Genomic DNA, 23,705 nt, shown 5'->3' with positions numbered 1-23,705 from the left:
CTGCTGCAGGTCGCCGAGGTTCGGCAGCGTGGGCGCGATCTCCGCATAGAACTCGGTGAGGTCCATGCGCGAGAAGTCGAGCGCCTGGAGCTGCGTCAGCGCTGAAGCCGCTGCAGTCGGGACCCTGGGCGCCGCCCCAGCCGCGGCCGATCTGCGCGCGGCCCTGTTCGTTGATGATGCGCGACAGGCGCGAGTTGAAGCAGCAGTAGGTCTCGGTGGTCTCGATGCAGGTGCGGATGATCGGCAGCCGCGCCGAGCAGTAGCTGCCGACGCCGTGGCAGAGGCGGTTGTCGCGCTTCATCGCGAGGACCTGCTCGGCGTCTTCGCAGGACAGCAGCCCGAGAGCTGGATCGCCAGCATCGCGAGCGTCCACGGACCGGGCACCAGCGAGGTCACGAAGGAGCCCACCGACAGGTCGCCGGCGATCAGCCCGGCGAGCGCCGAGGAGCCGCCGCCGGCGCCGAACAGCGTCTCGAAGCCGGCGATCACCAGGTCCGGCGCGTCGGCCGTGAAGAGCGCGTCGTAGGTGTAGCTCGAGCCGATGGCGCCGATGGCCTGGCCGCCCGCGCCGGTGATCAGGCTGAAGGTGGAGAAGAGCGAGCCGTCGGTGCCGCCGCCCTTGCAGCAGTTCACCAGGCCGAAGAGCTTCTTGCGGCAGCGGTTGTCGTAGCCCTTGAAGACCTCCAGCGTGTTCGGGTCGAGGTAGCGGCCGGCTTCGCGCTGCGCTTCCAGCCCTGCGACGGCACGCGCGAAGTCCGCGTCCGGCGCGTAGCCGGTGTCGAAGCAGCGGCCGTCCAGGCAGAACTGCTGGCCGCCGCAGTTCGTCACCGTCGAGGTGGTGCCCGTGGCGACGCGGCACTGCCAGGTCTGCTCGTAGAGCATGCAGGCGCCCTGCGGGTTCGTGTCCATGCAGCGCGAGTTCACCTGGCTGCAGCCGCGGTCGCGCAGGGGCTGGCAGTCGTCGGTGCTGTTCTGCGAGACGCAGGTGTACGAGGCGCGGTAGCGCCAGCAGTCCCGCTGCACCGGATAGCCGCCGATGTCGCGCGTCTCGGGGCCTTCGACGCAGGTCTCGGCGGTCTGGTAGCAGTCGGCGGCTCTTGCGGGCGCGGACGCGAGCACGCAGAGCGCCAGCGCGCCGCCGGCGAGCCAGGCGAAGCGGCGCGCACTCATTGCGCGCGCGCCTCCAGCGCCGCGCACTGGTTGTCCCAGGTGTCGCTGAAGCTGACCGTGGTCGGCATCGCGAAGGTGTTGGCGCCGTAGTAGCTCGTGCCCTGGCAGGGGTTGTAGAACCACGCGCCGATCGTGCAGTTGGGCCCGCTGCAGCTCTGGCTGTAGTAGGTCTGGTAGCAGAAGAAGCCGTCGATCCGCGTGGGTCCCGGGGTCTGCGGGATCTGCGTGTTCAGGCTGCCGGGGACGTTCTGCGAGCCGAGGTCCATGTAGATCGCGCCGGTGCCCTTGTCGATCGTGAAGACGTGCATCAGGTAGCTGTTGGCCGCGCAGCTGAAGTCGAAGGCCAGGTAGTCGATGCAGGCGGGGCAGGGGTCGGCGGTGACGCGCGTGAGGAACTGACCTTCAGTGCAACCGGGCGTCTGGATCGGGGTGACGATCAGCACCTTGTCGCAGGTGGCGGTCTCCAGCGTGCGGTACTGGTGGCAGATCGCGGTCTCGAAGCGGTCGGCAGTGGTGACCGTCTGCACGCTGCAGCCGCTATAGGTGCCGGCGATGTTGCCGGCGATCGCCTGGGGATCGGCCGTGATCGCCCGGCCGCGGGTGAGCAGCGGGTCGTTCGTGCCGATGCTGAAGTCGGGTCGCCGCGTGGGGTTGGTCTGCGAGAACTGCACCGCCATGCAGGACGGGTCGGTGGCCGCAGGGCCGCTCGCGCAGGCGCTCGTTCCGAGCTCGACGCCTGGGTGCCGAGCCCCGGGCTGCCGAAGTAGCTGGCCTCGGGTGGGCTGGTGGTGTAGCCGGGAACGGTCGATTGCGCGGTGCCGCCGTTGATGTTGCTGCGGGCGGCGGCATTGCCGCTGCGGCCCAGCGCCTTGCCCTGCTCGAAGGCCTCGCCGAGCGAGGGCGGCGACTGGGCGAAGGCGGCCGGCAGCGTTGCGAACAGCATCGCCGCGAATGCGGCGCGCTTGGCGGTGCGGCGGGGTGCGCTGCGCATGCTCAGAGACCCCGCAGCCGCTTGAGCAGGGGCGCGACCCGCGGCCCCGCGTCGGGACGCTGGCGGGCGAGCGTGTCCAGCGCGTGGTCGAGGCTCACGTCGCCCGACACGCTGACGAAGGCCGCGGGCGTGCGGCAGTCGCTGCCGCAGCTCGTCGCCGGGTTCGGCGCGATCGTCGAGACTCAGCACGAAGGTCGGCGCGCGCTCGATGCGGTAGCGCGCAAAGGCTTCGGGGTCGATCACCCACGCCACCTGGCGCTCGCCGATCAGGCTGGAGACCGCCGCGAGCGTCTCGCGCATCGAGTTGGCCTTCAGGCCGCGCAGCACCAGGACCGCGCCGCTGCGCGCCGCCTGATCGGTGAGCAGCTGCAGGCTCGCGCGGGGCATCTCCAGCGTGATGAAGATGCGCAGCGGAGCCGGTGCGTTGCCGGCCGCCGCGGGCTGCCGAGGCGCGCGCCGGCGCGGGCGAGTGCTTCGATGTCGGTCGGTGCCGGCGCGGCGGGCAGCTTCACGCTCGGCGGCGCGGGTGCGGGCTGGGCGCCGAGACGATCGGCTTCCGGGAAGGGGTGGGCTTTGAGCGCCCGCTCGATGTCGTCGGCGTCGGGCCATCGCGGCGTCTGGGCGTGTGCGATGCCCGGCAACCAGCAGCCCGAGCCACGCAGGCGGCCGCGGCGAGCGCGCGCGGTTCAGTACGCGCCGGCACAGCAGTTCCTCTTGCGGAAGATCTGGTACGCGAAGTCCTCGCCCGAGACCGGGTAGGACTTGCCCGCGCCCCAGATCATCGTGGTGCGCCCGTAGGGCTGGCAGCACTGACCGGCGTCCTTGGCGGTGGCCGGCACCGGATAGACCATCTGCAGCTTGTAGTGGGTCTTGTCCATGATCGGCAGCGGGTAGTAGCCGCACAGCCCGGCCGACCCGGCGCCGGTGAACGTCACCAGCTGCCGGTGCATCTTCGCGGTCATGCGCTGCGTGATCAGCGTCGAGGCCTGCACGCCGCCGATGTGGGTGGCGACGTGCCCGTTCATCGGGTAGATCGAGCCCTGGCAGCCGGCGCACCAGAACAGGCTCGCGATCGGCATGCCGGCGGTTGCGGCCACGCAGTCGGCGGCGCACGCTGCCTTCGCGGGCGCGTTGGCGAACAGCACCGCCTCCGGGTTCAGGATCGCGGTGAGCTCGTCGTCGGCCCACAGCGGATCGACCTCGGTGAGATAGGCGAGGTCGAGCGAGCCCTTCTCCAGGCAGGGAAGTCGAGCAGCACCTCGAGCCAGGTGAGGATCGGGTTGGCGTACCAGTGCGCGTGATAGAAGCTGTTGCGCGTCTGGCTGTCGTGACCGACCTGCGCGCCGCGCGGCACGTCGATGCCGGGGTCCAGCGAGATGCCGCCCAGGCCCACCATGCAGAAGGGCGTGCGCGTCACGTCGACCATGCGCACCGGCTCCCAGAAGCCGATCGACACGCCGATGCGGGGCGGGTTGCTGCAAAGCAGACGGGCGAGGACGGGTTGCCGATGTCGGGCTGGCCGTCGGAGAGGATCGACGCCGAGCCGATGGTCAGCGGGAACAGGCAGCTCCAGCAGATGTCGGTGATCGGGTTCATGAAGCGGCCGTGGCAGGTGGGGCCGGCCGCGGCGGGGCCGGGCAGCAGCGCGAGCAGCCACAGGGCGAGCGCGAGCCACAGCGCCGCGCGCGGGCGATCGTGGAGCTTGCGGACGGCGCTACGGCAGCTCGTCGATGCGCAGCCGCCGTCCGTCCTGCGTGACGAGCGCGGGGACCTGGCGGATGCCGAGCTTCGTCGTGAGAACGCCCTGCTGGTCGTAGAACACGGGCCGCTGCCACCGGCGCATCAGGTCCAGGTAGGAACCGCCGGTGAGGATCGCCCTGACCTGGCCGTGGCGCGCGTCGATGAGCTTGCGTGCCTCGGCGACCTGGTCGCGATCGCGGGCGTCGAAGAAGAGCAGGGCCTGGCTGAGCGGCACAGTGTCGAGCGGGTTCACCACCGTGCCGGGCGGCACGACGACGCGCCCCTCGGCGTCGCGAATGGCCTCCTCCACGACGATGCTCGGGTCGTGGTGGAAGTGACGCGGATGACGGGTGCGGACCAGCCCCGCCACCGGTGCGGGGTCGTCGATTCCTTGTCGGATCCGGGCCAGGGCTTCGCGCTGGAGGCGGGCGAGCGTGCCGTCGTCGCTGGCCGCGCGCAGCTTCGCGAGGATCACGTCCAGCAGGCTCGGTTCGGCGATCGGGTAGACCGGGCCGATCACGCCGAGGTCCTGGGCTTGCACGGACGTCGTCGCGACCGTCGCCGCGAGCGCGGCTGCGGCGAATCGCAGGTGCCAGCGCGAGGCCGAGCGGCCCGCGACCGCTCGATCAGAAGAGCGCACGGGCCCTCCCGATGATCTGCGACGCGTGGATCCAGCCGGTGAGCCGATACCGCGAGTCCAGGCTATCCGGGTGCCCGGCCTGCACGTAGTAGCGGCCCTCCGGAATGCGGCCGGTGGGGCCGGGTTCGAGCGCCTGGCCTTGCCGGCTCACCGGCTTGGGCACACCGACCGCGACGCCGTTGACGTGAAAGCCCTGCGCGTCGCGCGTGACCTCGTCGCCGGGGATGCCGGCGAGCACCTTGATGAAGGTGACGCCGGCCGGGTACGGCCCGCCACCGGCCCAGCGGAAGGCGACGAAGTCGCCGCGGCCGGGCATCTCGCCCTTGTGGATGAGGAAGAGCCGGTGCGGCAGGCTGGGCGAGGCGTTCAGCCCGAAGGCGTAGTGGGCGTGAAACCAGAGCGCCAGCGCTGCGAGGGCGACGTAGACGAGGGCCCAGCGCTTCAGGTGGGCGGCCGAGCGTTCGGCAAAGAGGCGCAGCTTGAGGCGCGCGCTCGGAGCCAGGGCGTCGTGCCGGTGTCGATGCAGGAAGAGGGTGCGCATGCGGTCTCCCGATGTCGCTAGAGGCCGAGCCGGCGACGCACGTCCGGCGTGAGGTCGCGCAGCAGCGGCGCGGCGCCCACTACCGCGCCGCGGGCCAGCACAACGCAGCGGCATTCGTCGGGCAGCTTTTCCAGCAGCGTGCTCACCTCCGCGCCGAAGCCGGCGGCGCCGCGCAGCGCGCCGGTGCGCTCCTCGTCGCTGGCGTCGCGCTTGACGAGCACCGCGGCGACCTGCAGCTCCTTCAGGCGATAGAGCTCGGCCACGTCCAGCACGGCCAGGGCCGGCGCGCGGGGCGGAGCGAGCCACAGGTGGGCGAGTGCGATGAGCACCGCGCTCACCAGCGCATTGAGGCCCACGAGCAGGACGGTGGCCCTGGCGTTCACGCGAGCCCCCGGTCGCGCAGCACCGCGTCGATCGCCTCGGAGACGTCCATGCCCGCGGCACGCTTGGCGTTGATGGCGTTGAAGTCCTCGGCGCGGCTGCTGAAGAGCAGCAGGCTGTACGGATCGACGATCAGCCGTCCGATGCCGTTGCCCGCCGGCGAGTGGATGAAGACCTCGGAGTACGCGCCGTGCTCGGTGCGCAGCGACAGCAGCAGCCGCTTCATCGCGTCGTCCATCGTGAGCTGACCGAGCTTGTCCATCATCTCGATCGACTCGGGCTTCTGGCGCAGCAGGAACATCCAGTCGGAGTTGTCCAGCGCCGCCTTGGCCGCCGGGTTGCGGTAGTAGTCGTCCACGCCCTGCGTGGCCGACATGAAGGCGCCGCGGTACTTGCGCGCGCGCCGGTAGCCGGCTTCGATGAACTCGGCGGTGGCGCCGCCGGAGAGCAGGTCCCAGGCCTCGTCGATGATCACGATCTTCTTGCGGTCGCGCGAGAAGTACATCTCGCGCGTGATGCGGTACATGACGATCAGCAGCACCACCGTCTGCAGGTCCTTCTTGGACTTGAGCTCCTCGAGCTCGAGCACGATGAGGTCGGCGCTGAAGTCGATCGTGGACTCGGCGTGGAAGTACTTGCCGTAGGCACCGTCGCGCGTGTACGGATGCAGCATCGCGGCGAGGTCCTTCAGGCGGCGGTCGCCTTCGCCGGTGGGCGGGACGCCGGCCTCGTCCTCGTCGAGTCGTCCGGTCGCGAGCAGGTCGTGGATGTCGGTGACGGTCATCGCGCGCCCGAGCGCCTTCCAGACCTTCTTGATCGCCGCACCCAGCGTCGAGTAGCGGAAGCCGTCGAGCGTCTCGCGCGGGGACACCATCTGCGCGAGCAGCGGCTGCAATAGCTCCATGTCCTCGTCGATGTCCTCGACCAGGGTGAACGGGTTGAGCGACAGCGCGGCGTTCTCGGTGAACTCGATGAAGCTGCCGCCGAAGTTGCGGCACGCCTTCTCGTACGAGCGGCCGACGTCGATGATCCAGACGCGCGCGCCGGTGCCGAGATAGGCGGCGGCGATCTCGTTGAGCAACAGCGACTTGCCCGAGCCCGAGGTGCCGGCGATCGCGACGTTGTAGTTGCCGGCCGGGTTGTCGTACACGTCGATCTGCATGATCTGGCCCCGCCGCCCACCGAACAGGAGCACCGGCGTGCCCGTGCCCTGCCACTCGGCGACGAGCGGCGCCAGGTGCACCGCGTTCGCCGAGGTCTTGGTGGTGACGCGCTTCATGCGCTGCAGATCGGCGTGGAACGGCGCCGAGAGCGTCATCGGCAGCGAGCCGATGAGGGCCTGCGTCATCATCATCGTGTCGCTGGAGAGTTCAAAGCCGCGCGCACGGAAGATGGCGCGCGCCGCCTGTTCGGCCCGAGTCACCGCGTTCGGCTCGGCGAAGAGCGCGAGCTGCAGGTTGAGGTCGACGAGCTGCTGGCCGTCGTCCATCGCCTTCAGCACGATGTCCCAGTCGGCCTTGCGCTCCTGCAGATCGGGCAGGAAGCGCGCCATGTAGCTGGTGGCGTTCGTGGTGGCGCGGGCGGCCTTGAGGAAGGCCCAGTTGCGGGTCGCCTCGGCGTCGAGCGCGTGCACGCCCAGCGTGAGCAGGAACGGGCAGGGGTACTGCAGCGTGCCCTGGTAGAGGTCGCCGATCAGGCTGCCGGCGTTCCACAGCGCGAAGCGCGGCGGGAAGGCGCGCACCGACATCAGGCGAAGCTCGGTTTGCAGGTCGGCGGCGGGATTGGCCAGGCCGATGCCCTGGCGGTTGATGCGCAGGCGCGTGGCCCGGTCGATCACCTGGTCGCGCAGCTCGCGCCCGTCGTCGTAGGTGAGCGGGATGGCGTCGCCGGATTGGCGGTGCGGGTCGAGCAGCGCGGAGACCCAGTTGATCAGGTCCTCCGCCGTCCACGAACGGGACGGGAAGCCTGCGGCGTGCAGCGTGGCCCGGATCCCGTCGCGCAGCAGCAGCAACTCCTCCAGGCGCGAGAGATTCTCCGGGCTACCGGGAAGCGAGATGCTGACGACCAGCCGGTAGTCGCGGAACAGGTAGCTCTGCGCGGTCAGCAGCGACGTCCGACTGCCCTGCAGGTAGTGCCCGGCACGGCGTCGGGCCATGGTGCGGTGGATGTTGGTGTGCCTGCCGGCGCGACCGAGAGTGTCGAGTTCCGGGACGACGGGGTCGGCGACGCGCAGATTCGCGTAGCGCGCAAGCGGTGCGCGAATCGCGGGGCTCGCGTACAGATGGAACTGGATGCCCGTGCCGGGCGGAGAGGCCGCATAGAGCGCGGTCAGCACGCGCGCCATCTCCTCGTCGGCGCCGGATTGCGGGCGCACTTCCAGGCAGAAGCCCAGTGCGTCGAGATTGACGAAGACCTGGCGGTCCGCGATCCATGCGCGGTACGGCAGCCACTCGGAGAATGCAGCGGCGTCCTCGCCGCGCGACGCGGGGCGGGCCTTGGGCACGCGGATTAGGTCCGCGGGCTTCGCGCTCTTCAGCACGGACTCCAGATCGGTCAGCAGGCTGCGCCACATCGCTCAGGGCTCCTGGGTCGTGCCATTGCCGGGCAGCAGTCCCGTGCGCGGGGCAAAGCGATCGGGAGCTGTCTCGGTGGACGACGCGGGCTCGCTCGCCGATGGCGCGCCGGATGCAGGTGCCGTGGACGGGATCGGAGGCCGCACGGCATCGACGCGCTGTCGATTCGCGGGGAGGACGCGTTCGATCAGCCAGCGGCCCGTGTCCACCAGCACGTGCACCACCGAGGCCTCGTGCAGGTCGCCGTCGGCGTCCTCCCAAGGCGCGATCCACAGGCGCAGCACCCGTGGCTGTGAGCGCAGAGCCGTTTGCGGTGCGCCAAGCGTGGGAGCAGCGATCGATGCCGACGCGGTCGTCGCGACGGGCGCCGTGCTGGCGGGTCCCTTGGCGGGCTTCGGCAGCGCGGAGGCGGGCGGCTGGCCATGGATCGAGTTCGCGTACACGCCCGAGACCGAGGTGCACTGCGAACCGACCGGGGCCTTGCAGGCGTAGCTGCCCTCGCCGCCGAGGCCGCTCATGGTGGACGCACAGCCGCCCAACAGCGTGGCCGTCGCGCCGACGAGGAGGGCGACGGTCCGTCGCAGGTCCGTCATGGCGCCTTGCCCGTCGCCTGAGCCGCGGGGTTGCCCGGCGCGGGGCCCTCGGCGCTCGTGGTCGAGCGCGACAGCCAGGCGTTGATCTGGTCGGCGCTCGCGGCGCCAGGCAGCACGCGACCGTCGGCGGCGACCAGCGTCGGCGTGCCGGTCACGCCGAGGCGCTCGGCCAGCGCGACGTTGCGATCGACCGGGTGCGCGCAGTCCGCGCTGGGCGGCACCTGGTCGCGAGTCATCAGCGCCTGCCAGGCGCCGAGGCGATCCTTCGCGCACCAGACGGCGATCGCCTTCGCGCGCGCCTGCGGGTGCAACGAGGCGATCGGCATCAGGAAGGTGTGGATCGTCACGTCGGACAGGCCCTTCAGCTCGGCTTCCAGCCGGCGGCAGTGCGGGCAGTCCGGATCGCTGAAGATGGCGAGCGCACGGGAACCGCGGCCGCGCACGTCCTTGATCGCATCGGCCAGCGGCAGCGCGTTGAAGTCGATGCGCGCCAGCGTGTCCTTTCGCTCGGCGGTGAGGTCGCGCTGCGCTTTCATGTCGTACAGGTGGCCGAAGAGGAAGTACTGGCCGCTCGCGTCCACGTAGGCGAGGTTGGCGCCCATCGCCACTTCGAAGACGCCCGGCCACGGCGTCGGACGGATCTCGCCGAAGCGGGTCGAGGGGTAGAGCGCCTGCAGGCGCCCGACGAGGCTGGTCAGCTCGGGCGTGGTTGGCGGTTGGCTGGGCTGCGCAAGTGCCGTGACGCTCAGGCAGGTGGTCAGCGCCGCGGCCAACGTGGCCTTGGCAGCGAGAGCGCGCAGGGCGAGGCGCGCGTCAGTCGTCTTCATCGTCGTTCCTCCGGAGGGTGCGGGCGCGCTCGGCGAGTTGCGCGAGGTTGTCGGGATCGGTGCCGGCGGCGTCCAGCGTCCCGGGCAGGGCCACGCCCTGCGTGAGGACCACGTCGACGCTGCGGCCCGCGTCGACTTCGATCACCGGGAAGACCTTCTCGGCGAGGCTGATGTAGTACTGGGCGAGACGGTCCAGGGCCTTGCCGACGCCGGTGCCCAGACCGGCTTCGAGTTGCTTGCCGGGGTCGACGGTGCTGGTGGTGCCCAGCGGTGAGACAGACAGCGTGGTGGAGCTCTGCGTGAAGGCGTGACCGATGCCGCTGGCCACGCCGGCGAGCAGGGCGTTGGCGAGGATCTGTCCCTGCTTGGAGACCAGGCGTCCGCGCATGCCGGCCTTGCCGTCCTCGCCGGCCACGTAGCCCTTCACCGGCACGTCGATAGCCGTGCCGTCGCGGGTGACGCAGGACAGCGACTCGGTGCGGATGTAGGCGCGCTCCGAACTCACGTCGCCGTAGCCGGCGCCGACGATGAAGCACTCCTTCACGCGGGCGCGGAACTGGTTGGGCAGGATCGCGTTGTCGGCGAGGCGCAGCAGCACCGGTTGGGGATTGCGCTGCGCCTGGCCGCCGGTGGGGGCGTCCAGGCCGCCGAGAAGCACCGCCCGGGTGAAGGCGCCGCTGGGCAGATAGCGGCGCGTGTCGCGAGCGGTGGAGCTGGCCGCTGCCGCGTCCGCGGCCGGTTTGGCGCTCTTGCCCGGTGCGACGTCCCCCAGCACGATGCTCACGATGCCCGTGGGCGCCTGCATCGTCTGGACGCCGCCGGGCGGCGGGGGCAGGCCAGCACTTGGCGCGGTGCCTTGCGGCATCGGTGGTTGCGGCGGTGGGAAGCGCTGCGGACCAGAGTCCGGCAGCGCGCTCCCCGGACGATCCGGCCCGAAGCTCGGCCGCGCCGCGGGGGCGGTGACGGGCGGAGGCGGCAGCGGTGTGAGTCCGCTGCCTTCAAGCTTCTTGAGGCGCTCGAGCATTTCCTTGCCCTGGCCTTCGAGCTCGGCGTTGCGCTGCGCGAGGTCGCGCGAGCGCTGCTCGATCGACTTCAGCTGCGCATCGGCCTGGCCACGCCACGCGTCGCGCGGATCAACTTGCGCACCCGGCGCGAGGATGTTCGTCGACTGCGGCTTCGCGGGCTGCGCGTCGTTACCCTTCGTGCCGGTCAGCGAGACCGACAGCAGTGTGCCGGCCACGATCGTGCCGGCGATGCCGGCGAGCAGCAGGACCTGACGGCGCTTGATGGCCGCAGCCGTTGGCTCCGCCGGGGCCGACGGGGACCCTTGCCCCGATGGATGAGAGGTGCCGGTCGGCGACATGCCGGGCGGCAGAACGGGATCAGTCATCGGCGCGGCGCTCCCGGATCACGAACAGCTGGGTAGTCTCGCCTGGGCGCAGGGCCGCCTGCTCGACGCTCACGGCCATCACGCCGCGCTTGAAGAGATCGCGCTCGGCGAGTTCGAGCGCGGCCCCGCCGGTGTTGATGAGCTGGTACTTCTCGCCGACCACGCCGCTGCCGAGCCACTGGCGTTGCAGGGTGAGCCTTGCGCCGGGCCACAGGGTCAGCTCGCGCCCAGGCTCGCGCACCTCCATGTCGTCGGGCAGCGCGTCCTCGGCCATCGCGAGCAGCAGGTTCTTCATCGTGCGCACGTGACGGCCGCTGCGCTCGATGCGTGCGGGTCCGGTCACGGCGTCGCGGCCCTCGCGGATGACGATGGCGTCGCTCGGGGTGTCCACCGGCTGCAGCAGCAGCCCGATCGTCGAGCGCTCTGTGCTGACGAACAGATTGATGGGCTTGCTGCTGTCCGGGGAGATCGGCCGAATGAAGACCTGGCCCTTCTCGTCGTCCTTCTCCAGCACGAATTCGCCGGCGTTGCCCGTCACCTTGCGGATGCGGCCCCGCTCAATGGAGATGCGCGTCACCTCCTTGCGCGAGACCTTGGCGAGCACGGTCTCGCCGTCGCGCGCATCGACGATCTGCAGCGCCAGCGCGGGCTGGCTAGCGGCCAGTGCCAGCAGCAGGAGCCAGGCGAAGCTGGGACTGAGCTTGGATTTCGAGCGGGTCATTGGGACTGGTCTCCCGGAACGCCTTCAGAAAGATCCGGCCGCCGGCGTACTGCAGCTCGATGGCGTAGCCCTTCGAGACTTCGGACACGCGGCGGTCGCTGATGAATGTGGTGAGCAGGCCGCGCACGCCCACACGCTGCGTGCGCTCGTCGACGGCGAGGTCCTGCGCGCTGAACACGGTGGAGGCGCCGTCGCGCTTGACGCGCTCGGCGGCGGTGGCCAGCACGCTGCGCAGCTCCCCGTAGGAAGCCGGCGCGGCGTACTGGAGAAGCACCCGGGACTGGTGGTCGATGCTCTGCGGCGTGACGTTGAGCGTGAGCTGCAGGAGGAAATAGGCCATCTGTTCGAGGTACTCGGCGCTGACGCGCTCTGACTCGACCCAGAAGGTCTTGTTGATGCTGGGCGGCACCACCACCACGCGCTCGCGGCCGGCCATGTGCATCGCGAAGGCCGCCAGCGTCACGTTGGCGAGCATCGAGCAGGCAAGCAGCAGCACGAGCAGCGCGCTCGCGCGGCGCGCGCTGGCGATGTCGGCGCGCAGCCAGTCGAGCTTCATCCGGCCAGCTCGCGCAGGTAGGAAGGCGGCGTGCGCTTCAGGCCCGTCATGAAGGCCGGCAGGTGCCAGTACAGCAGGTGCAGCGCGAAGGCGGGGTGCTTGCCCGCCTTCGCGCGACCGTAGGCCGAGGCGAGCAGCAGGCCGACGGCGCAGCCGCTCACGAAGAAGCCGGCGACCATCCCCGCCAGCGCGGCCCCCAGCACCAGCAGGGCCACGTCGATGTCCCACCAGAACATGCGTGGCGGGTCGTTGAGCCGACGGGGGATGTCGAGCGAAGCGTCGATCACGCGGTCGCCCCGTCAGATCACGGCGGTCATGATCGAGTCGATGATGGTCGGCACGTAGACCATGAAGAGCGCGAAGACGACGCCGGCGAGCGCCGGGATCGGCGAGGAGCGCGCGATGCCGATGCCCGCGCCGAGGATGAAGGCGGCGATCGCGATCGACTTGCCCAGGAAACCGGTCGCCCAGTTGAGCAGGGTCGTGTACATCGTCTGGAACTCGGTGCCGGTGGTGCCGGCCAGGGCCGAACCGGCGGCGAGCGTCAGGACGAGGGCGATCGGGACGGCGGTGCTTGTACGGCGGATCAAGGTCATGGTCTGGTCTCTCGGAGTGGGGTGGCGGGGAAGTGCTCGGGCGAGCGGTCAGGGCAGGGTCGCGACCACCGGAGGCCGGTGATCGCCGCGGACAAGAGCGGGTGAGGTGTGGCTCTGCCGCGCGGAGGGCGCGGCGGCACCGGTGCCACGCAGGTGGCGGCGGACCTTCTCGACGTAGGCGCGGCGCAGCTCGGGATTGGCGGCGTTGTAGGCACCGACGGCTTCCCACGTGTAGCCGAGGCGCTGGACGTTCCCGGCGAGGATCCAGGCGCCGACGTGGATGCTCGTGCAGGGATCGAAGAGATCGCGCTCGCCGATGCCGTGAGCCGCCAGCGTGGGCAGCCACGCCGAGTTGATCTGCATGAGCCCGATGTCTCGGGTGCCGTTGCGATTACGTCCGACGGCCTGCGGGTCGAGTGCGGATTCGGTGCGGGCGATGGCGTAGAGCAACTCGCTGCTGACGCCGTAGCGCACCGCCGCCGCCTCCCAGCATGCGTGGGCGGGCAGGGCCGCGAGCAGGGCGATCGCGGTGACGACACTCGCTGCCGGCATCCGGCTCGTTCTCGTGCGCAATCGGAATCCCCCTCGGTTGGCCGCTGAAGCGCGGCCTTCGGAGCGGGCCGCATTGCGTTTTCATCGTAGGGAGCGAGCGCGTGCGAATCAGGCTCAATCGGGGCCTCGATGAAGCCTCGATGAGGCTGGCGTCGTGACCGCGCTTGTGAGTCGAATGCAGGGCACGCCGTCGGCTACGAGGCGTCGACGCGGCGGCGCCGGTTGGGACGAGACCTGGCGGCCGCCGTCAAGCGGGAATCAGGTCTTTGCCGAGGCTTCGATCGGTGCTGAGCGTCTTCGAGGCGCCCGGAATACTGGTCGAATGACCTTCAACGACACGCAGAGCTCAGACGTGACAACGCGCGCGATCGACGCGCTCGTCTCGCGCGAATCGCCGGCGCTATCGGCGCAGGAGATCCTGGAGCGCAGCGGCGTGGCGAACCTGGTCGTGCTCGTCCGCGTCCGCATGGGCTTTCCGCCGGAGACCTTTGCGCTGGCGGCGCAGCCGCTGATCGAGCGTTATGCGGAGTACGTGCAGCTGCAGTCGGTATCGGGTTCGCTTCGCTACGGCGGACCAGGCGGACGGCTGCATCGCGCGCTGGCGATCGTCCTGCGCGCACTCGATCACCGACGCGGCCAGATCCTGCCGCGCAATGCGCCGCCGGAGACGCTGGGGGCACTCGCGCATCGATGGACCTACGCGGTGTTCGCGGCGGCGCTGCTGCGCGATGTCGGCAGCGAGCCGTCCGCGGATGCGGCGCGACGGTTCGAGGGCTGGGTGCCTGGGTTGATCCAGAGATGGCTGGGCGAGGATGTGGCACTGCTCGCCGAGCTGCGCGCCGTGCTGACCGGCGCCGCCGATCCGTCCAGCGCCATCGCGGAGCTGGTGGAGCGCGCGGCGACCGGGGTGCGCCCGGCGATCGCGGTGTCGGTGCCGTCCGATGTGCCGGAGCCTCTATCCAGTGCGGCGGAGGCGACCGCGGAACCGACGCTGGCCACGCCTGCAGCCCATGGACCCGAATTTCTCGACGGTGTCGACGACACGGGTTCGGAGCGTGCTCGGCGCTTCATGGCGTGGGTGAAGCAGGGCGTTGCCGATGGAACGCTGCCGGTCAACGCGCGAGGGGCGCTCGTGCACCGGGTCGAGGACGGTCTGCTGCTCGCATCGCCGGGGATCTTCCGGGCGTTCGTGCGTCAGGAGGGCATCGGCCGCGACGAGCCCCGCGACGTCGCCAAGCGACTACAGCGCGAGGTCCTGCGGGCCGGCTGGCACCTGCGGTCCGACGGCGGCGTGAACCTGCACGGCTATGCCTGGCGGCACGACGGGGGACAGGACGTCCGCATCCACGGCGTCGTGATCCTCGCGCCGGCTCGCTTCGTCGATCCGCTGCCACCGGTCAACCCGGCGCTCGTTCGCGTGGCCGACTCCACGGCGGCCGGGGAGTGATGGCCTATCCGCTGGAGGCCCGGCTGCGGCCGGCGCACGAACTCGGCGCGGCCTGCGTGTCGGCGCTGGGCGCGGCGATGGTGTTGAGCAGCCCGGGACTGTTCCTGGTCACACCGCCTTGGCACCTGGCGCTGACCGCAGCGCTGCTCGGCCACGCGTTGTGGCGCGGTGCAGCCGCGCTGCGGACCTTGCGCTATCGCGTGAACCTGCAGCGGCGTCGACGCTACGAGCTGAGCTCGGCGGAGATTCCTTGGTCCACCGAGCGACTCTTCCTCGGGCGTGGGTTTCGCTGGGATCAGCGTCACACGCAGCGCTTGCACGAAGCACGGCTGCCGGCGAACCAGCCGCTCCTTCGAGGCGGCCCGCTCGCGGGTGTATTGACCGGCTTCGTGCCGGCGGCAGATTCAAGCAGCGTCGGCGGGGATCCCGCCATCCACGGGGTCGAACCCGACGAGAGCGAGATCTGGATGGATCTGGAAGACCGCGTCGGTCACACGCTGGTGCTGGGAACCACGCGTGTCGGCAAGACGCGCCTGGCCGAGTTGCTGATCGCCCAGGACATCCGCCGCGGCGAGGTCGTGGTCGTGTTCGACCCCAAGGGCGATGTCGACCTGCTGCGCCGCGTGTTCGCGGAAGCGGAGCGGGCCGGGCGCGCCGGGGAGTTCTTCATGTTCCACCTCGGCCATCCGGAGATCTCGGCGCGCTACAACCCGGTGGGCAGCTTCTCGAGGATCACCGAGGTCGCCACCCGCATCGCCGGCCAGTTGCCCTCGGAGGGACAGTCGGCGGCGTTCAAGGAGTTCGTCTGGCGCTTCGTGAACGTGATGGCCCGCGCGCTCGTGGCGCTCGGTCGCAAGCCCGACTACCAGGAGATCAACCGCTACGCCTCCGACGTCGAGCCGCTGCTGATCGACTACTTCGAGTACTGGCTCGACCGCGAGCCCGCCGCTGCCGGCTGGCGCGAGGAGTTGCGGTCGCTCGCCATCGACAAGAAGAACCTCGACAAGGGTCTGCAGTCGCGCGGCGCGCGGGCGGTCAGCCTGGTGGAGTACGCGCGGCGCAAGAAGCTCTACGACCCGATCGCCCACGCGCTCGCCTCGACGCTCAACTACGAGAAGAGCCACTTCGACAAGCTGGTGGCGTCGCTGCTGCCGCTGATGGAGAAGCTCACCACCGGTCGCACGGCCTCGCTGCTCTCGCCCGAGCTCGACGATCCGACTGACTGGCGCCCGGTGTTCGACTGGACCTCGGTGATCCACCTGGGCGGCATCGTCTACGTCGGGCTCGACGCGCTGTCCGACTACGAAGTGGCCGCGGCCGTGGGCAACTCGATGTTCGCCGACCTCACGAGCGTGGCCGGCAGCCTCTACAAGTTCGGCACCGGTCGCGGACTGCCGGGCGAGGTGAAGCCGCGGCGGATCGCGATCCACGCCGACGAGTTCAACGAGCTGATCGGTGACGAGTTCATCCCCCTGCTCAACAAAGCGGGCGGGGCAGGGTTTCAGGTGACCGCCTACACGCAGACCTGGTCGGACGTGGAGGCGCGCATCGGCTCGCCGGCCAAGGCCGGGCAGATCGCGGGCAACTTCAACACGCTGATCATGCTGCGGGTGAAGGAGGTGGCCACGGCCGAACTGCTGACCAGCCAGCTACCCGAAGTGCACGTCGTCTCGACCGTCGTGTCGTCGTCGGTCTCCGACACCAACGATCCGATCGACTTTGCGGACTTCGCCAGCCGCAACGAGGACCGCATTGCGCCGGAGACGGTTCGGATGCTGGAGCCGACCGATCTCGTGCAGCTGCCCAAGGGCGAGGCCTTCGCGCTGATTCACGGCGGCCAGCTGCACAAGATCCGCATGCCGCTGCCCTCGGCTGCGAGCGATCCGCTGATGCCTGCGAGCCTGGCGGCGATCGGGACAACGCTGAGAGTGCGGCTCGACGAACCGTGGAATCGCCTGGACGAAGGCGCCGAGGCGGAGGACCGGCGTGTCCTCTAGGAACGCGGCGTTTCACGACGGGGCGCTGGCGGGCGTGCTGCTGAGTCCGCTGAAGCTGGCCTTCTCGCTGGCGCTGGGGTTGGCCGCGCTCCTGCTGTGCGCCTGGATCCTCGACTGGACGTTCGTGTCCAAGGTCTGGCCGCAGGGGATCGAGCGCCTGCGCGAACTGCTCGCGCACGACCTCGAGCACGGCGTCGCGCTTGCCGCCCTGCAGGGTGCCGGCGCCGGCGCCATCACCTGGCCCGCCAACGCGCTGTACTCGATCGTGTTCGACGCCACCGGCATCCACGACATGGGCGTGCAGTTCGCCAACGGGGCGGCCCTGTCGATCCCGGACACGGTCATGCGGCGCAGCTACGTGTCGCACCGGGAGAGCATCGAAGCGGCGATGGTCGGCACCCAACTGCTCGGCGTGCGCGCGGCGACCTTGGCGCGGTTCGCGCCCCTGCTCCTGCTCCTCTACGCCGTCGGCGCCGCCGACGGCTTCACCCAGCGGGCGATCCGTCGGGCCTGCGGCGGACGCGAGTCGGCCGGCCTGTACCACCGGGCCAAGTACCTGCAGGTGGCCGTGCTGGGGCTGGGCGGCGTCTGCCTGCTGCTCTGGCCCGGGCCGGTGCGGTGGGAGCTGTGCATGCCGCTCGGCGCGGTCCTCTTGGGCGGGCTGGCCAGCGTGCAGTGGGCGTACTACAAGAAGCACATGTAGGCATGGAGACGCCCGAGCACTGAGCGCTGCCGAATCCCGTGCATCGACCTCATTACGTTGGTCTCCCCGAAACTGAGAGTCGAAGCTGCGTCCGCCAGGACGCATGGAACGCGCGCGGTTCAGCTGGGACCGTTCAGCCAGGCCACGAGCTTCGCCCATAGTCCGTGCCCGTCGCGCTTGGGGCCATTGGCTCCGGGTGGTCGAAACCTGTCGGAAGGACGCGCAGGATCGGATCTGGGCGCCGACCGCGTCTCGTCGCCGTAGTACCGGGCCTTTGCTGCTCGATCATGGGCGCGGCCAGCCTCGATCCGCTCGCGGGACATCTGCGCGGCCCAGTGAACTCTGTTTCGTCGGATCCAGTAGTGCGATCGACACGCAAAGCTCCAGTTGCCGATAGACGGCTCGAGAGATACGGTCTCGCCATCGCAGACCAGCTTCCAGTCGGTGGGGGAGAGCGGCGTCACCACTTCCTTGCCGCATCCGCAACAACAGAGGTGCGAAGCTGTCGAATAGGCCAAGGAGACGTAGAGCACGCCCTCTTGGAGCGTCGACGGTATGAACTCGACGAACTCTGGCGTCAGTGCGTTGCGCTTCACAGCAGATCGTCACTGGTCAGGAGGTTGCAGCTCGTCGTGTACGTCGTGTTGTGCTCCTTCTCCAGGTCCAGGTAGAAGCCGCATAGCTTCTTCCACTTGATCACCGCCAAAGCTGCGTTGAGCGCGTTCAGATCGGCAACCTGGATGTTCTTGTCGTACGGGTTGTCGCTGTCATTGTCCGAGAAAGACACCCGCTGAGAGATGTGCTCTCGCTGGTCGCGTGTGCTCGTCGTCACTCGGCAAATCGCCCAGAGCGCGAGCGACTCTGGGGTCATCTCGACGCCGATGCCGACGTCGATGAACGGCATCGCACCGACGCTGAGCCGGTCCACGATCAGCTTCTTCGCCGGACCGCGATCGAGGCAGAGGAAGACGAAGTCAAAGCCGAGAAGCGAGTCGACGTTCATCTCGGAGATGTACTCCTCGTGCGCGACGATGCCGCGATGCATCCTGGAGTAGAGCGACCGGACGTAGGCCACCTTCGTCGGCCGCTCCTTCAGTTCGTCCAGCGATGCGGCCGACGGGGCACGAAATGCGTTGTGCTGGAGGAACGAATCGGCATCGTAGAGGTGGATCTCGCGCACCGGCGTCTTGGCGATCAGATCCAGCACGTACGAGCCAGTGCCACCCAGACCGACGATCGCGACCCGACTCGACTTCAGCTTGTCCGACAGCGCGGAGATGCCGGCGCGGCTCGATGCCGTGTCGAGGTATTGGAAGACACTGTGATCAGGCGACGCGGCAACCGGTTTGTAGGTGCGCGCGGTCGCGGCTGGATCGGCCGACTGCGCAGGCGCACTGATGATGGTGATGTAGCGCGTCATCTTCTCGTGGTAGTTCGCATAGCCCTGCGGCGGCTTGTTCGAGAACGAGTGGTTGACCACGATGTCTTGCGCGAGCTGCGTCGTTTGGCTGGCGTGCTTGATCTGCGGTATCTCCCTCCCGTCCTTCTGGTGCGGATGCTCACCCATGAACCAGGCAATGTGATTACCCGGCGGCATGGTCACGTCGCCGGCCAGCGTCAGGTCGGAAACGAGCGTCCCGCGCTGGACAACTCCTCCCGAGTTCAGGTAGGGAACCGAGTGGATCAGGAGGTGGTTCGAGCGAATTTCAATCTCGTACCCTTCATCCCGCAGCTGCCGTAGGTCCGAGCTACGACTTATCAGTTCGTGCGACATTGAAGATCATTCCGTCCTTGACCTTGACCGTGTCACCCTCGACGAGCGTCCCCTCGGGCTTGTTGCCGTGCCCGCGCTTGTAGGTGACCGTGTAGACGGTCGTGTCGTTGAACACGGCGTCCTCGAAGGCGAGGCGCACGACGTCCGCAAAGGAGAGCTCCGGGGCGGTGACCTCCTTCTGGCGCCCGTTGACGACGATGGTCGCGGGCTTCTGGCGGCTGGTGGACTGATGCTCGAGATCGGGGGTGGTGCTCATGGGATTCCTCACTTTCCTTGCGTCTTGCGCTTCAAGGTTTCGACCGTGGTGGTGCTCGGCCGACGCTGGGCCTCGCGGACCGGGATGAATTGACCTGACTTGGCGTCCCGGCCGATCTTCTGGCCCGGGTGATGCCGGCTTGTGTTTTGGCGCATAAGAATCTCCTTGCGTCGTTCGCCCGGCCGGCAGGTCGCGCCAATCGCAACCCGCAAATCCGCCGATACGCGGATTAGCGTATCACAAGGCGCGCAGCAGGTGCAAGTGCGCGTGCTCGGCGGCCGCGCTCTCAGGAGAAGAGTGACTGGTTTGGCGCTGCGGCAGTGACGAGGTTCAGCTTCAGCAGCCGAACCCGGGCGGCGTCGGACGACACCTTGAAGGTGCTTACGACCTGCGAGATCAAGTCGGAGCCGTGGGCTGACTGCAGCGACACCGCGCCGTAGATGCCATGGTTCTCGGAAAAAGTTCGACAGAGGCCATTCACGGCCGTCTTCGGCATCAGGATCGCGCCGCAGACATACCCCGCCTGCCACTCCATCCAGTCGGTTTGCGCCGCATCGATCATCGAATCGCGTTTGCAGATGATCTTGTCGCGATCTGGTTGCTGACGGAGAAGGTCGGGCGGCGGTGGTTCCACTTCCCAGAGGTAAGCGTGAAAGTGGACATGCCCCCACTCGTGCGTCAGGGTCGTCCGCAGGCGGCTATCGCGGCGGTCGTCTTCCGTCAGGATCGAGGCGATCTTCACCACCGGCTTGCGGCCTGGCTTGAACTCAGTTACGCCCTCAACGTCGGGCCCGTAGATCGAGAGGTCCGCGTAGACGTCAAGGTCCTCCGCGTCGCGCTCGATGAGCTTCTTCAAGTCCTCGGTGTCGACCGGATAGCGGACTTCGCCGTACAAGTCCTTGAGGAAGCCGGTGATGACAGACTCGCATTCGCGATCCAGTTCCTCCGGCTTGTAGTGCGGGCGTTGCAGAAATCGACCCGTCAGATCGCGAACGTATGTCACCATCGGTCACTTCTTCTGCGGCTTGCGGAACGCGAGGAACGCCGCTTTCACCGCGTCCTCCGAGAGGTTCTTTCGGCGGATCTCCTCGGGGAGCTTGCCGGCAAGGTAGCTAAGGTAGTCGGCGTCGATCTTCAGCACCTTCGCGAACTGCTGGATCAGGTGGTCCGACGACGGATTGCGGCGGTCCCGTTCGATGTCATTGAGGTACTGGGGTGAGATCGGTTCGTCGTCCTCCTCGCGGAGAATCTGCGACGCAAGCTCCTTCTGGCTCATCTGCAGCTTCTTGCGGGCATCTGCGATGTACCTGCCAAACGTGACGGGGTCGGGTTGACTCATGGGCAATCAGCTTGTCCGCTAATCAGCGTAGTTCTCTAGAATATGCGAGAGGCGTGCAGGGCACAAGGTGGGTGGCCCTTCCTCGCTCGCTTCCGACCCGCTCCGTCATCACGCCGGAGGGGGCGCGTCTGGGCGTCGGGTCACATTCGCGCGGGCCTGAGGCTCTGCGGGGCACCGAGATAACAATATCTTGCACGATAACATGCATCATGTTATCGTGCGATCACTATGTTAGACATGGCCCCCACCCAGCGTGCCGACGACGCTGCCGTCCACGCGTATCTGCATGAAACCTTGGGAATCGCGCCCAAGGTTCGTGCCTGGGCGGGCGCCGGCAAGCTGCCCTACTTCCTGCAGGAAGCGTTCGAGGTCCGGGAACTGAAGCTCCTGGATCGCCAGATTCTCCTGGCGATCGATCAGCGGGCCAACCGGCCGACGCTGGCCACCGTTCGAGGTCAGATCGACAAGCTGCGACAGCTGGCCGGGATGCCGGTCGTCTACGTCACCCGCACGCTCGCATCGTACGAGCGCAAGCGCCTCATCGAGCAGAAGGTGCCGTTCCTGGTGCCGGGCAACCAACTCTACCTGCCGGATCTCGGGATCGACCTGCGCGAGTACTTTCGCAAGCCGACGGTGGCTGCACAGACCGCGCTCAGCCCGGCGACGCAGGCGATGCTGATCGCGGTCCTGCTGCGCAGGCCGTGGCGCGCCGAGTGGCGGCCCGCCGAGGTGGTCGGCGAGCTGGGCTACACCCCGATGACCCTGTCGCGAGCAGTCAAGGAGCTCACGGCCGCAGGCATCGCGACGTTGCGCACTGAGGGGAGGGCACGATGGCTCCATGCGGATCGCACCGCCGCGCAGACCTGGGAGCACGCGAGACCCCTGCTGCGCAGCCCGGTCAAGCGCCGGGTCTGGGTCCGTCCCCCTCCGAAGTCGAGGCCGCGCCCGTTGAGGCTCGCGGGTCTGAGCGCGCTCGCGCGATTTTCGATGCTCACCGAGCCTCAGTGGCCGACCTACGCCGTCGGCAAGGCGGAGTGGAAGGCGGCGACACACGTGGGCTTCGAGACGCTGCCCGAACCGATACCGGGTGCCTGCGAATGGGAGATCTGGCACTACAGCCCGGCACTCGTGCGAGACGGCGACACCGTCGATCCGCTTTCCTTGACACTCAGCCTGCAAGGCAACCAGGACGAGCGTGTTCAACTCGCGCTGGATGAACTCAAGGGGCACCTTCCGTGGTGAGGGGACTGGACGTCTTTCGCGAGCACTTCGCCGGCCTCGCCGATCAATTCGTACTGATCGGTGGCACGGCCGCGACCCTTGCGATGGAAGAGGCGGGGCTCGAGTTCCGGGCCACGAAAGACCTGGACATCGTCCTTCACATCGAAGCGCTCAGCCCGTCATTCGGCGAAGTGTTCTGGCGCTTCATCGAGGCGGGCCGCTACGAAATCCGGCAGGCCAGTGACACCGGGAAGCCGGTCTTCTATCGATTCCAGAAGCCGGCCGATGAGCGCTTTCCCGCCATGCTCGAGCTGTTCTGCCGGGCCCCCGAGGGGATCAGGTTGGCCGAAGGAAGTCACCTCACGCCGATTCCCATCGACGAGGCGGTGGCGAGCTTGTCCGCAATCTTGCTCGACGATGCGTACTACGAGTTCATCCTGGCCGGGCGCAGGGAAGTCGATGGCCTGCCCTGGGTGGGCGAGGACAGGCTGATCCCGCTCAAGGCCAGCGCCTGGTTGGACCTCGGCGAACGTCAAGCCAAGGGTGAGCCGATCGACACGAAGAACATCCGGAAGCACGCGAACGACGTACTCCGCCTGTCGCAGTTGCTGGCCCCGGACACCCGAATACCAGTCGCCGAGCGAATCGCGCAGGACTTGAACCGATTTCTCGACGCGATCGAGACAGATCGCTCGATCGATCCGAAGTCGCTCAAGATCAACAGCAGCGTCGGAGAGATTGCCGAACGGATCGCGCAGGCCTACGGCTTGAATCGACCGCGCGAGACGTGATCGTCATCTGGCGACCGGGCAGCGGCTATTCGGCCCAGATCGCGTCCCCGAGCCTCTCTGCATTGCTGACGAGCAACTGGAACTCGGGCGGCTTGTGCTTGGCCGGGTTGGTCGCCAGCCGCAGGTCTTGAACGATGTACCCGACGAGGCAGCGGCGCACGCTCAGCTGACGTGCACTGGCCCCGGGGAAGTACTCGGCCGCGATCATGCTCTGCTGCTCGGCCGTGAGATCGGGATGCGCCACGATCGTTACGGTGGTGATCTCGTTCCAGTCCTTGTCGTCCGATCGCCGCGCTGGCGCTGGCGATTCCACGAGACTGGCGTTCGCCACCCGGCCCAGCGTGAAGTCGCGGAAGTCCCGACGCTCGGTACACCAGGCGCGCATGTGCCACCGGCGTGGCACCCGGACGAGCGCGTGCGGGAACACAAGGCGGTCGGTCCCGGTCGGGTGGTTCATCGATCGGTAGACGAGCTGCAGGCCGATTCCCTTTCGTATCGCCTGCACGACCGCCGCAAAGGTCTCCGGCGCCACGACCGAGAGATCGCGCCTTGCGTCCTCGATCAGCGGGTCGCGGGAAGCCACGGGCTCTGAGCCCGCCACGATGCGCAGATAGTCGTCGGGCGACTGACGCTTCTCCCGGTCCTGCTGACCGGGGGTCAATCGCAGCGGCGCGTGAGCGGTCGAACGCGCTGCCCGATCGCCCACGCGCTTCCGGAGGGCGCCCATCAGGCGGCTCGCCCAGACGGCTTGGACGCCGAGCAGTTCCCGGATTCGGTGGTTGTCGATCTCGCCCTCCCAGAGGAGGACGGTCTCGAGATCGGCTACTCGATCTGCCGCAGAGTCCATGCCGAAATTATCCTACAGGCTAACTTGACTTGCAAGCCAATTTAGCTCGTAGTATAACT

Annotated in this window: 26 protein-coding genes and 2 pseudogenes; 5 read left to right on the top strand and 23 right to left on the bottom strand. The window is 68.6% G+C overall.

The annotated features are described in order from the left end of the window. Positions 1-100: 100 nt before the first annotated feature. The 17 genes and pseudogenes from traN (HS109_19185) to HS109_19105 all read right to left on the bottom strand — a co-directional run bounded on the left by traN (HS109_19185) (position 101) and on the right by HS109_19105 (position 13,271). Positions 101-301, bottom strand: a pseudogene (gene traN, locus HS109_19185) (conjugal transfer protein TraN). Further along, complete coding sequence (gene traN, locus HS109_19180) at positions 298-1,170, bottom strand: conjugal transfer protein TraN (GenBank protein ID MBE7524483.1); 873 nt, start codon at positions 1,168-1,170, stop codon at positions 298-300. The pseudogene traN (HS109_19185) and the gene traN (HS109_19180) overlap by 4 nt, the downstream one beginning before the upstream one ends. Beyond that, complete coding sequence (locus HS109_19175; protein ID MBE7524482.1) at positions 1,167-1,697, bottom strand: hypothetical protein; 531 nt, start codon at positions 1,695-1,697, stop codon at positions 1,167-1,169. The genes traN (HS109_19180) and HS109_19175 overlap by 4 nt, the downstream gene beginning before the upstream one ends. Next, on the bottom strand, positions 1,607-2,548 hold the full coding sequence (locus HS109_19170; GenBank protein ID MBE7524481.1) for a hypothetical protein: 942 nt from the start codon (positions 2,546-2,548) through the stop codon (positions 1,607-1,609). The genes HS109_19175 and HS109_19170 overlap by 91 nt, the downstream gene beginning before the upstream one ends. Before the next feature lie 299 nt (positions 2,549-2,847). Continuing rightward, positions 2,848-3,757, bottom strand: a pseudogene (locus tag HS109_19165) (TraU family protein). 118 nt (positions 3,758-3,875) lie between these two features. Next, positions 3,876-4,490, bottom strand: coding sequence for a type-F conjugative transfer system protein TraW (traW, locus tag HS109_19160; GenBank protein ID MBE7524480.1), 615 nt, complete (start codon positions 4,488-4,490; stop codon positions 3,876-3,878). Positions 4,491-4,527: 37 nt separating this feature from the next. After that, positions 4,528-5,082 carry a S26 family signal peptidase gene (locus HS109_19155; protein ID MBE7524479.1) on the bottom strand — a complete coding sequence of 185 codons (555 nt, stop codon included), beginning with the start codon at positions 5,080-5,082 and terminating at the stop codon, positions 4,528-4,530. 17 nt (positions 5,083-5,099) lie between these two features. After that, complete coding sequence (locus tag HS109_19150; GenBank protein MBE7524478.1) at positions 5,100-5,465, bottom strand: hypothetical protein; 366 nt, start codon at positions 5,463-5,465, stop codon at positions 5,100-5,102. Then, complete coding sequence (gene traC / locus HS109_19145; GenBank protein MBE7524477.1) at positions 5,462-8,035, bottom strand: type IV secretion system protein TraC; 2,574 nt, start codon at positions 8,033-8,035, stop codon at positions 5,462-5,464. The genes HS109_19150 and traC overlap by 4 nt, the downstream gene beginning before the upstream one ends. A gap of 3 nt (positions 8,036-8,038) precedes the next feature. Next, on the bottom strand, positions 8,039-8,629 hold the full coding sequence (gene traV / locus HS109_19140) for a type IV conjugative transfer system lipoprotein TraV (GenBank protein ID MBE7524476.1): 591 nt from the start codon (positions 8,627-8,629) through the stop codon (positions 8,039-8,041). Further along, on the bottom strand, positions 8,626-9,456 hold the full coding sequence (locus HS109_19135; GenBank protein MBE7524475.1) for a DsbC family protein: 831 nt from the start codon (positions 9,454-9,456) through the stop codon (positions 8,626-8,628). Before HS109_19135 ends, traV begins: the two co-directional genes overlap by 4 nt. Next, entirely contained in the window at positions 9,443-10,819 is a 1,377-nt protein-coding gene (locus HS109_19130) for a conjugal transfer protein TraB (protein MBE7524474.1), read from the bottom strand. Before HS109_19130 ends, HS109_19135 begins: the two co-directional genes overlap by 14 nt. Before the next feature lie 19 nt (positions 10,820-10,838). Next, the gene (locus HS109_19125) at positions 10,839-11,567 is read right to left on the bottom strand and encodes a type-F conjugative transfer system secretin TraK (protein ID MBE7524473.1); all 729 of its coding nucleotides are present in this window, start codon (positions 11,565-11,567) and stop codon (positions 10,839-10,841) included. Further along, positions 11,500-12,123: a type IV conjugative transfer system protein TraE gene (traE, locus tag HS109_19120; GenBank protein ID MBE7524472.1), complete on the bottom strand. Its 624-nt coding sequence runs from the start codon at positions 12,121-12,123 to the stop codon at positions 11,500-11,502. Before traE ends, HS109_19125 begins: the two co-directional genes overlap by 68 nt. Next, positions 12,120-12,359 carry a type IV conjugative transfer system protein TraL gene (traL, locus tag HS109_19115; protein MBE7524471.1) on the bottom strand — a complete coding sequence of 80 codons (240 nt, stop codon included), beginning with the start codon at positions 12,357-12,359 and terminating at the stop codon, positions 12,120-12,122. Before traL ends, traE begins: the two co-directional genes overlap by 4 nt. 63 nt (positions 12,360-12,422) lie before the next feature. Beyond that, entirely contained in the window at positions 12,423-12,719 is a 297-nt protein-coding gene (locus tag HS109_19110; protein MBE7524470.1) for a hypothetical protein, read from the bottom strand. Between the two features lie 48 nt (positions 12,720-12,767). Continuing rightward, positions 12,768-13,271 carry a lytic transglycosylase domain-containing protein gene (locus HS109_19105; protein MBE7524469.1) on the bottom strand — a complete coding sequence of 168 codons (504 nt, stop codon included), beginning with the start codon at positions 13,269-13,271 and terminating at the stop codon, positions 12,768-12,770. Positions 13,272-13,593: 322 nt separating this feature from the next. Between HS109_19105 and HS109_19100 the strand changes: the two genes are divergently transcribed. Genes HS109_19100 through HS109_19090 form a run of 3 tightly spaced genes read left to right on the top strand, consistent with a single transcriptional unit; the run spans position 13,594 to position 17,418 of the window. Continuing rightward, positions 13,594-14,718, top strand: coding sequence for a TraI domain-containing protein (locus HS109_19100; GenBank protein MBE7524468.1), 1,125 nt, complete (start codon positions 13,594-13,596; stop codon positions 14,716-14,718). Then, positions 14,718-16,715, top strand: coding sequence for a type IV conjugative transfer system coupling protein TraD (gene traD / locus HS109_19095; GenBank protein MBE7524467.1), 1,998 nt, complete (start codon positions 14,718-14,720; stop codon positions 16,713-16,715). Before HS109_19100 ends, traD begins: the two co-directional genes overlap by 1 nt. Next, a complete protein-coding gene (locus tag HS109_19090; protein MBE7524466.1) occupies positions 16,705-17,418 on the top strand; it encodes a DUF4400 domain-containing protein in 714 nt (237 codons plus the stop codon). The genes traD and HS109_19090 overlap by 11 nt, the downstream gene beginning before the upstream one ends. A gap of 119 nt (positions 17,419-17,537) precedes the next feature. Here the strand turns inward: HS109_19090 and HS109_19085 are convergent, their stop codons facing one another. From HS109_19085 to HS109_19065, 5 genes are all read right to left on the bottom strand, one after another. After that, complete coding sequence (locus HS109_19085; protein MBE7524465.1) at positions 17,538-18,014, bottom strand: hypothetical protein; 477 nt, start codon at positions 18,012-18,014, stop codon at positions 17,538-17,540. Continuing rightward, positions 18,011-19,192, bottom strand: coding sequence for a ThiF family adenylyltransferase (locus tag HS109_19080; protein ID MBE7524464.1), 1,182 nt, complete (start codon positions 19,190-19,192; stop codon positions 18,011-18,013). Before HS109_19080 ends, HS109_19085 begins: the two co-directional genes overlap by 4 nt. After that, on the bottom strand, positions 19,167-19,448 hold the full coding sequence (locus HS109_19075; protein ID MBE7524463.1) for a multiubiquitin domain-containing protein: 282 nt from the start codon (positions 19,446-19,448) through the stop codon (positions 19,167-19,169). Before HS109_19075 ends, HS109_19080 begins: the two co-directional genes overlap by 26 nt. 286 nt (positions 19,449-19,734) lie before the next feature. After that, positions 19,735-20,454 carry an ImmA/IrrE family metallo-endopeptidase gene (locus HS109_19070; GenBank protein MBE7524462.1) on the bottom strand — a complete coding sequence of 240 codons (720 nt, stop codon included), beginning with the start codon at positions 20,452-20,454 and terminating at the stop codon, positions 19,735-19,737. Positions 20,455-20,457: 3 nt separating this feature from the next. Continuing rightward, complete coding sequence (locus tag HS109_19065; GenBank protein ID MBE7524461.1) at positions 20,458-20,787, bottom strand: helix-turn-helix transcriptional regulator; 330 nt, start codon at positions 20,785-20,787, stop codon at positions 20,458-20,460. A gap of 237 nt (positions 20,788-21,024) precedes the next feature. On the opposite strand from HS109_19065, the gene HS109_19060 reads away from it, so the two are divergent. Both HS109_19060 and HS109_19055 read left to right on the top strand, forming a co-directional pair. Continuing rightward, complete coding sequence (locus HS109_19060; GenBank protein MBE7524460.1) at positions 21,025-22,029, top strand: hypothetical protein; 1,005 nt, start codon at positions 21,025-21,027, stop codon at positions 22,027-22,029. After that, positions 22,023-22,799 carry a hypothetical protein gene (locus HS109_19055; GenBank protein MBE7524459.1) on the top strand — a complete coding sequence of 259 codons (777 nt, stop codon included), beginning with the start codon at positions 22,023-22,025 and terminating at the stop codon, positions 22,797-22,799. The genes HS109_19060 and HS109_19055 overlap by 7 nt, the downstream gene beginning before the upstream one ends. Positions 22,800-22,824: 25 nt before the next feature. Here the strand turns inward: HS109_19055 and HS109_19050 are convergent, their stop codons facing one another. Continuing rightward, positions 22,825-23,646, bottom strand: a complete 822-nt coding sequence (locus HS109_19050) for a WYL domain-containing protein (protein MBE7524458.1) — start codon at positions 23,644-23,646, stop codon at positions 22,825-22,827. Positions 23,647-23,705: the final 59 nt, after the last annotated feature.

This window comes from Burkholderiales bacterium, from assembly GCA_015075645.1.
Taxonomy (GTDB): domain Bacteria; phylum Pseudomonadota; class Gammaproteobacteria; order Burkholderiales; family Casimicrobiaceae; genus VBCG01.
This window is presented reverse-complemented; position numbering and strand designations above follow the sequence as displayed.

Bases quoted from the DNA above. Each gene is read 5' to 3' on its own strand.
- traN (MBE7524483.1), bottom strand. From the start codon at position 1,170: ATGAGTGCGCGCCGCTTCGCCTGGCTCGCCGGCGGCGCGCTGGCGCTC.
- traL (MBE7524471.1), bottom strand. From the start codon at position 12,359: ATGTTCTGGTGGGACATCGACGTGGCCCTGCTGGTGCTGGGGGCCGCG.
- HS109_19100 (MBE7524468.1), top strand. From the start codon at position 13,594: ATGACCTTCAACGACACGCAGAGCTCAGACGTGACAACGCGCGCGATC.
- HS109_19065 (MBE7524461.1), bottom strand. From the start codon at position 20,787: ATGAGTCAACCCGACCCCGTCACGTTTGGCAGGTACATCGCAGATGCC.
- HS109_19080 (MBE7524464.1), bottom strand. From the start codon at position 19,192: ATGTCGCACGAACTGATAAGTCGTAGCTCGGACCTACGGCAGCTGCGG.
- HS109_19135 (MBE7524475.1), bottom strand. From the start codon at position 9,456: ATGAAGACGACTGACGCGCGCCTCGCCCTGCGCGCTCTCGCTGCCAAG.
- traV (MBE7524476.1), bottom strand. From the start codon at position 8,629: ATGACGGACCTGCGACGGACCGTCGCCCTCCTCGTCGGCGCGACGGCC.
- HS109_19060 (MBE7524460.1), top strand. From the start codon at position 21,025: ATGGCCCCCACCCAGCGTGCCGACGACGCTGCCGTCCACGCGTATCTG.
- HS109_19155 (MBE7524479.1), bottom strand. From the start codon at position 5,082: ATGCGCACCCTCTTCCTGCATCGACACCGGCACGACGCCCTGGCTCCG.
- HS109_19075 (MBE7524463.1), bottom strand. From the start codon at position 19,448: ATGAGCACCACCCCCGATCTCGAGCATCAGTCCACCAGCCGCCAGAAG.
- traD (MBE7524467.1), top strand. From the start codon at position 14,718: ATGGCCTATCCGCTGGAGGCCCGGCTGCGGCCGGCGCACGAACTCGGC.
- HS109_19125 (MBE7524473.1), bottom strand. From the start codon at position 11,567: ATGACCCGCTCGAAATCCAAGCTCAGTCCCAGCTTCGCCTGGCTCCTG.
- HS109_19110 (MBE7524470.1), bottom strand. From the start codon at position 12,719: ATGACCTTGATCCGCCGTACAAGCACCGCCGTCCCGATCGCCCTCGTC.
- HS109_19105 (MBE7524469.1), bottom strand. From the start codon at position 13,271: ATGCCGGCAGCGAGTGTCGTCACCGCGATCGCCCTGCTCGCGGCCCTG.
- HS109_19130 (MBE7524474.1), bottom strand. From the start codon at position 10,819: ATGTCGCCGACCGGCACCTCTCATCCATCGGGGCAAGGGTCCCCGTCG.
- HS109_19070 (MBE7524462.1), bottom strand. From the start codon at position 20,454: ATGGTGACATACGTTCGCGATCTGACGGGTCGATTTCTGCAACGCCCG.
- HS109_19170 (MBE7524481.1), bottom strand. From the start codon at position 2,548: ATGCCCCGCGCGAGCCTGCAGCTGCTCACCGATCAGGCGGCGCGCAGC.
- traC (MBE7524477.1), bottom strand. From the start codon at position 8,035: ATGTGGCGCAGCCTGCTGACCGATCTGGAGTCCGTGCTGAAGAGCGCG.
- traE (MBE7524472.1), bottom strand. From the start codon at position 12,123: ATGAAGCTCGACTGGCTGCGCGCCGACATCGCCAGCGCGCGCCGCGCG.
- HS109_19050 (MBE7524458.1), bottom strand. From the start codon at position 23,646: ATGGACTCTGCGGCAGATCGAGTAGCCGATCTCGAGACCGTCCTCCTC.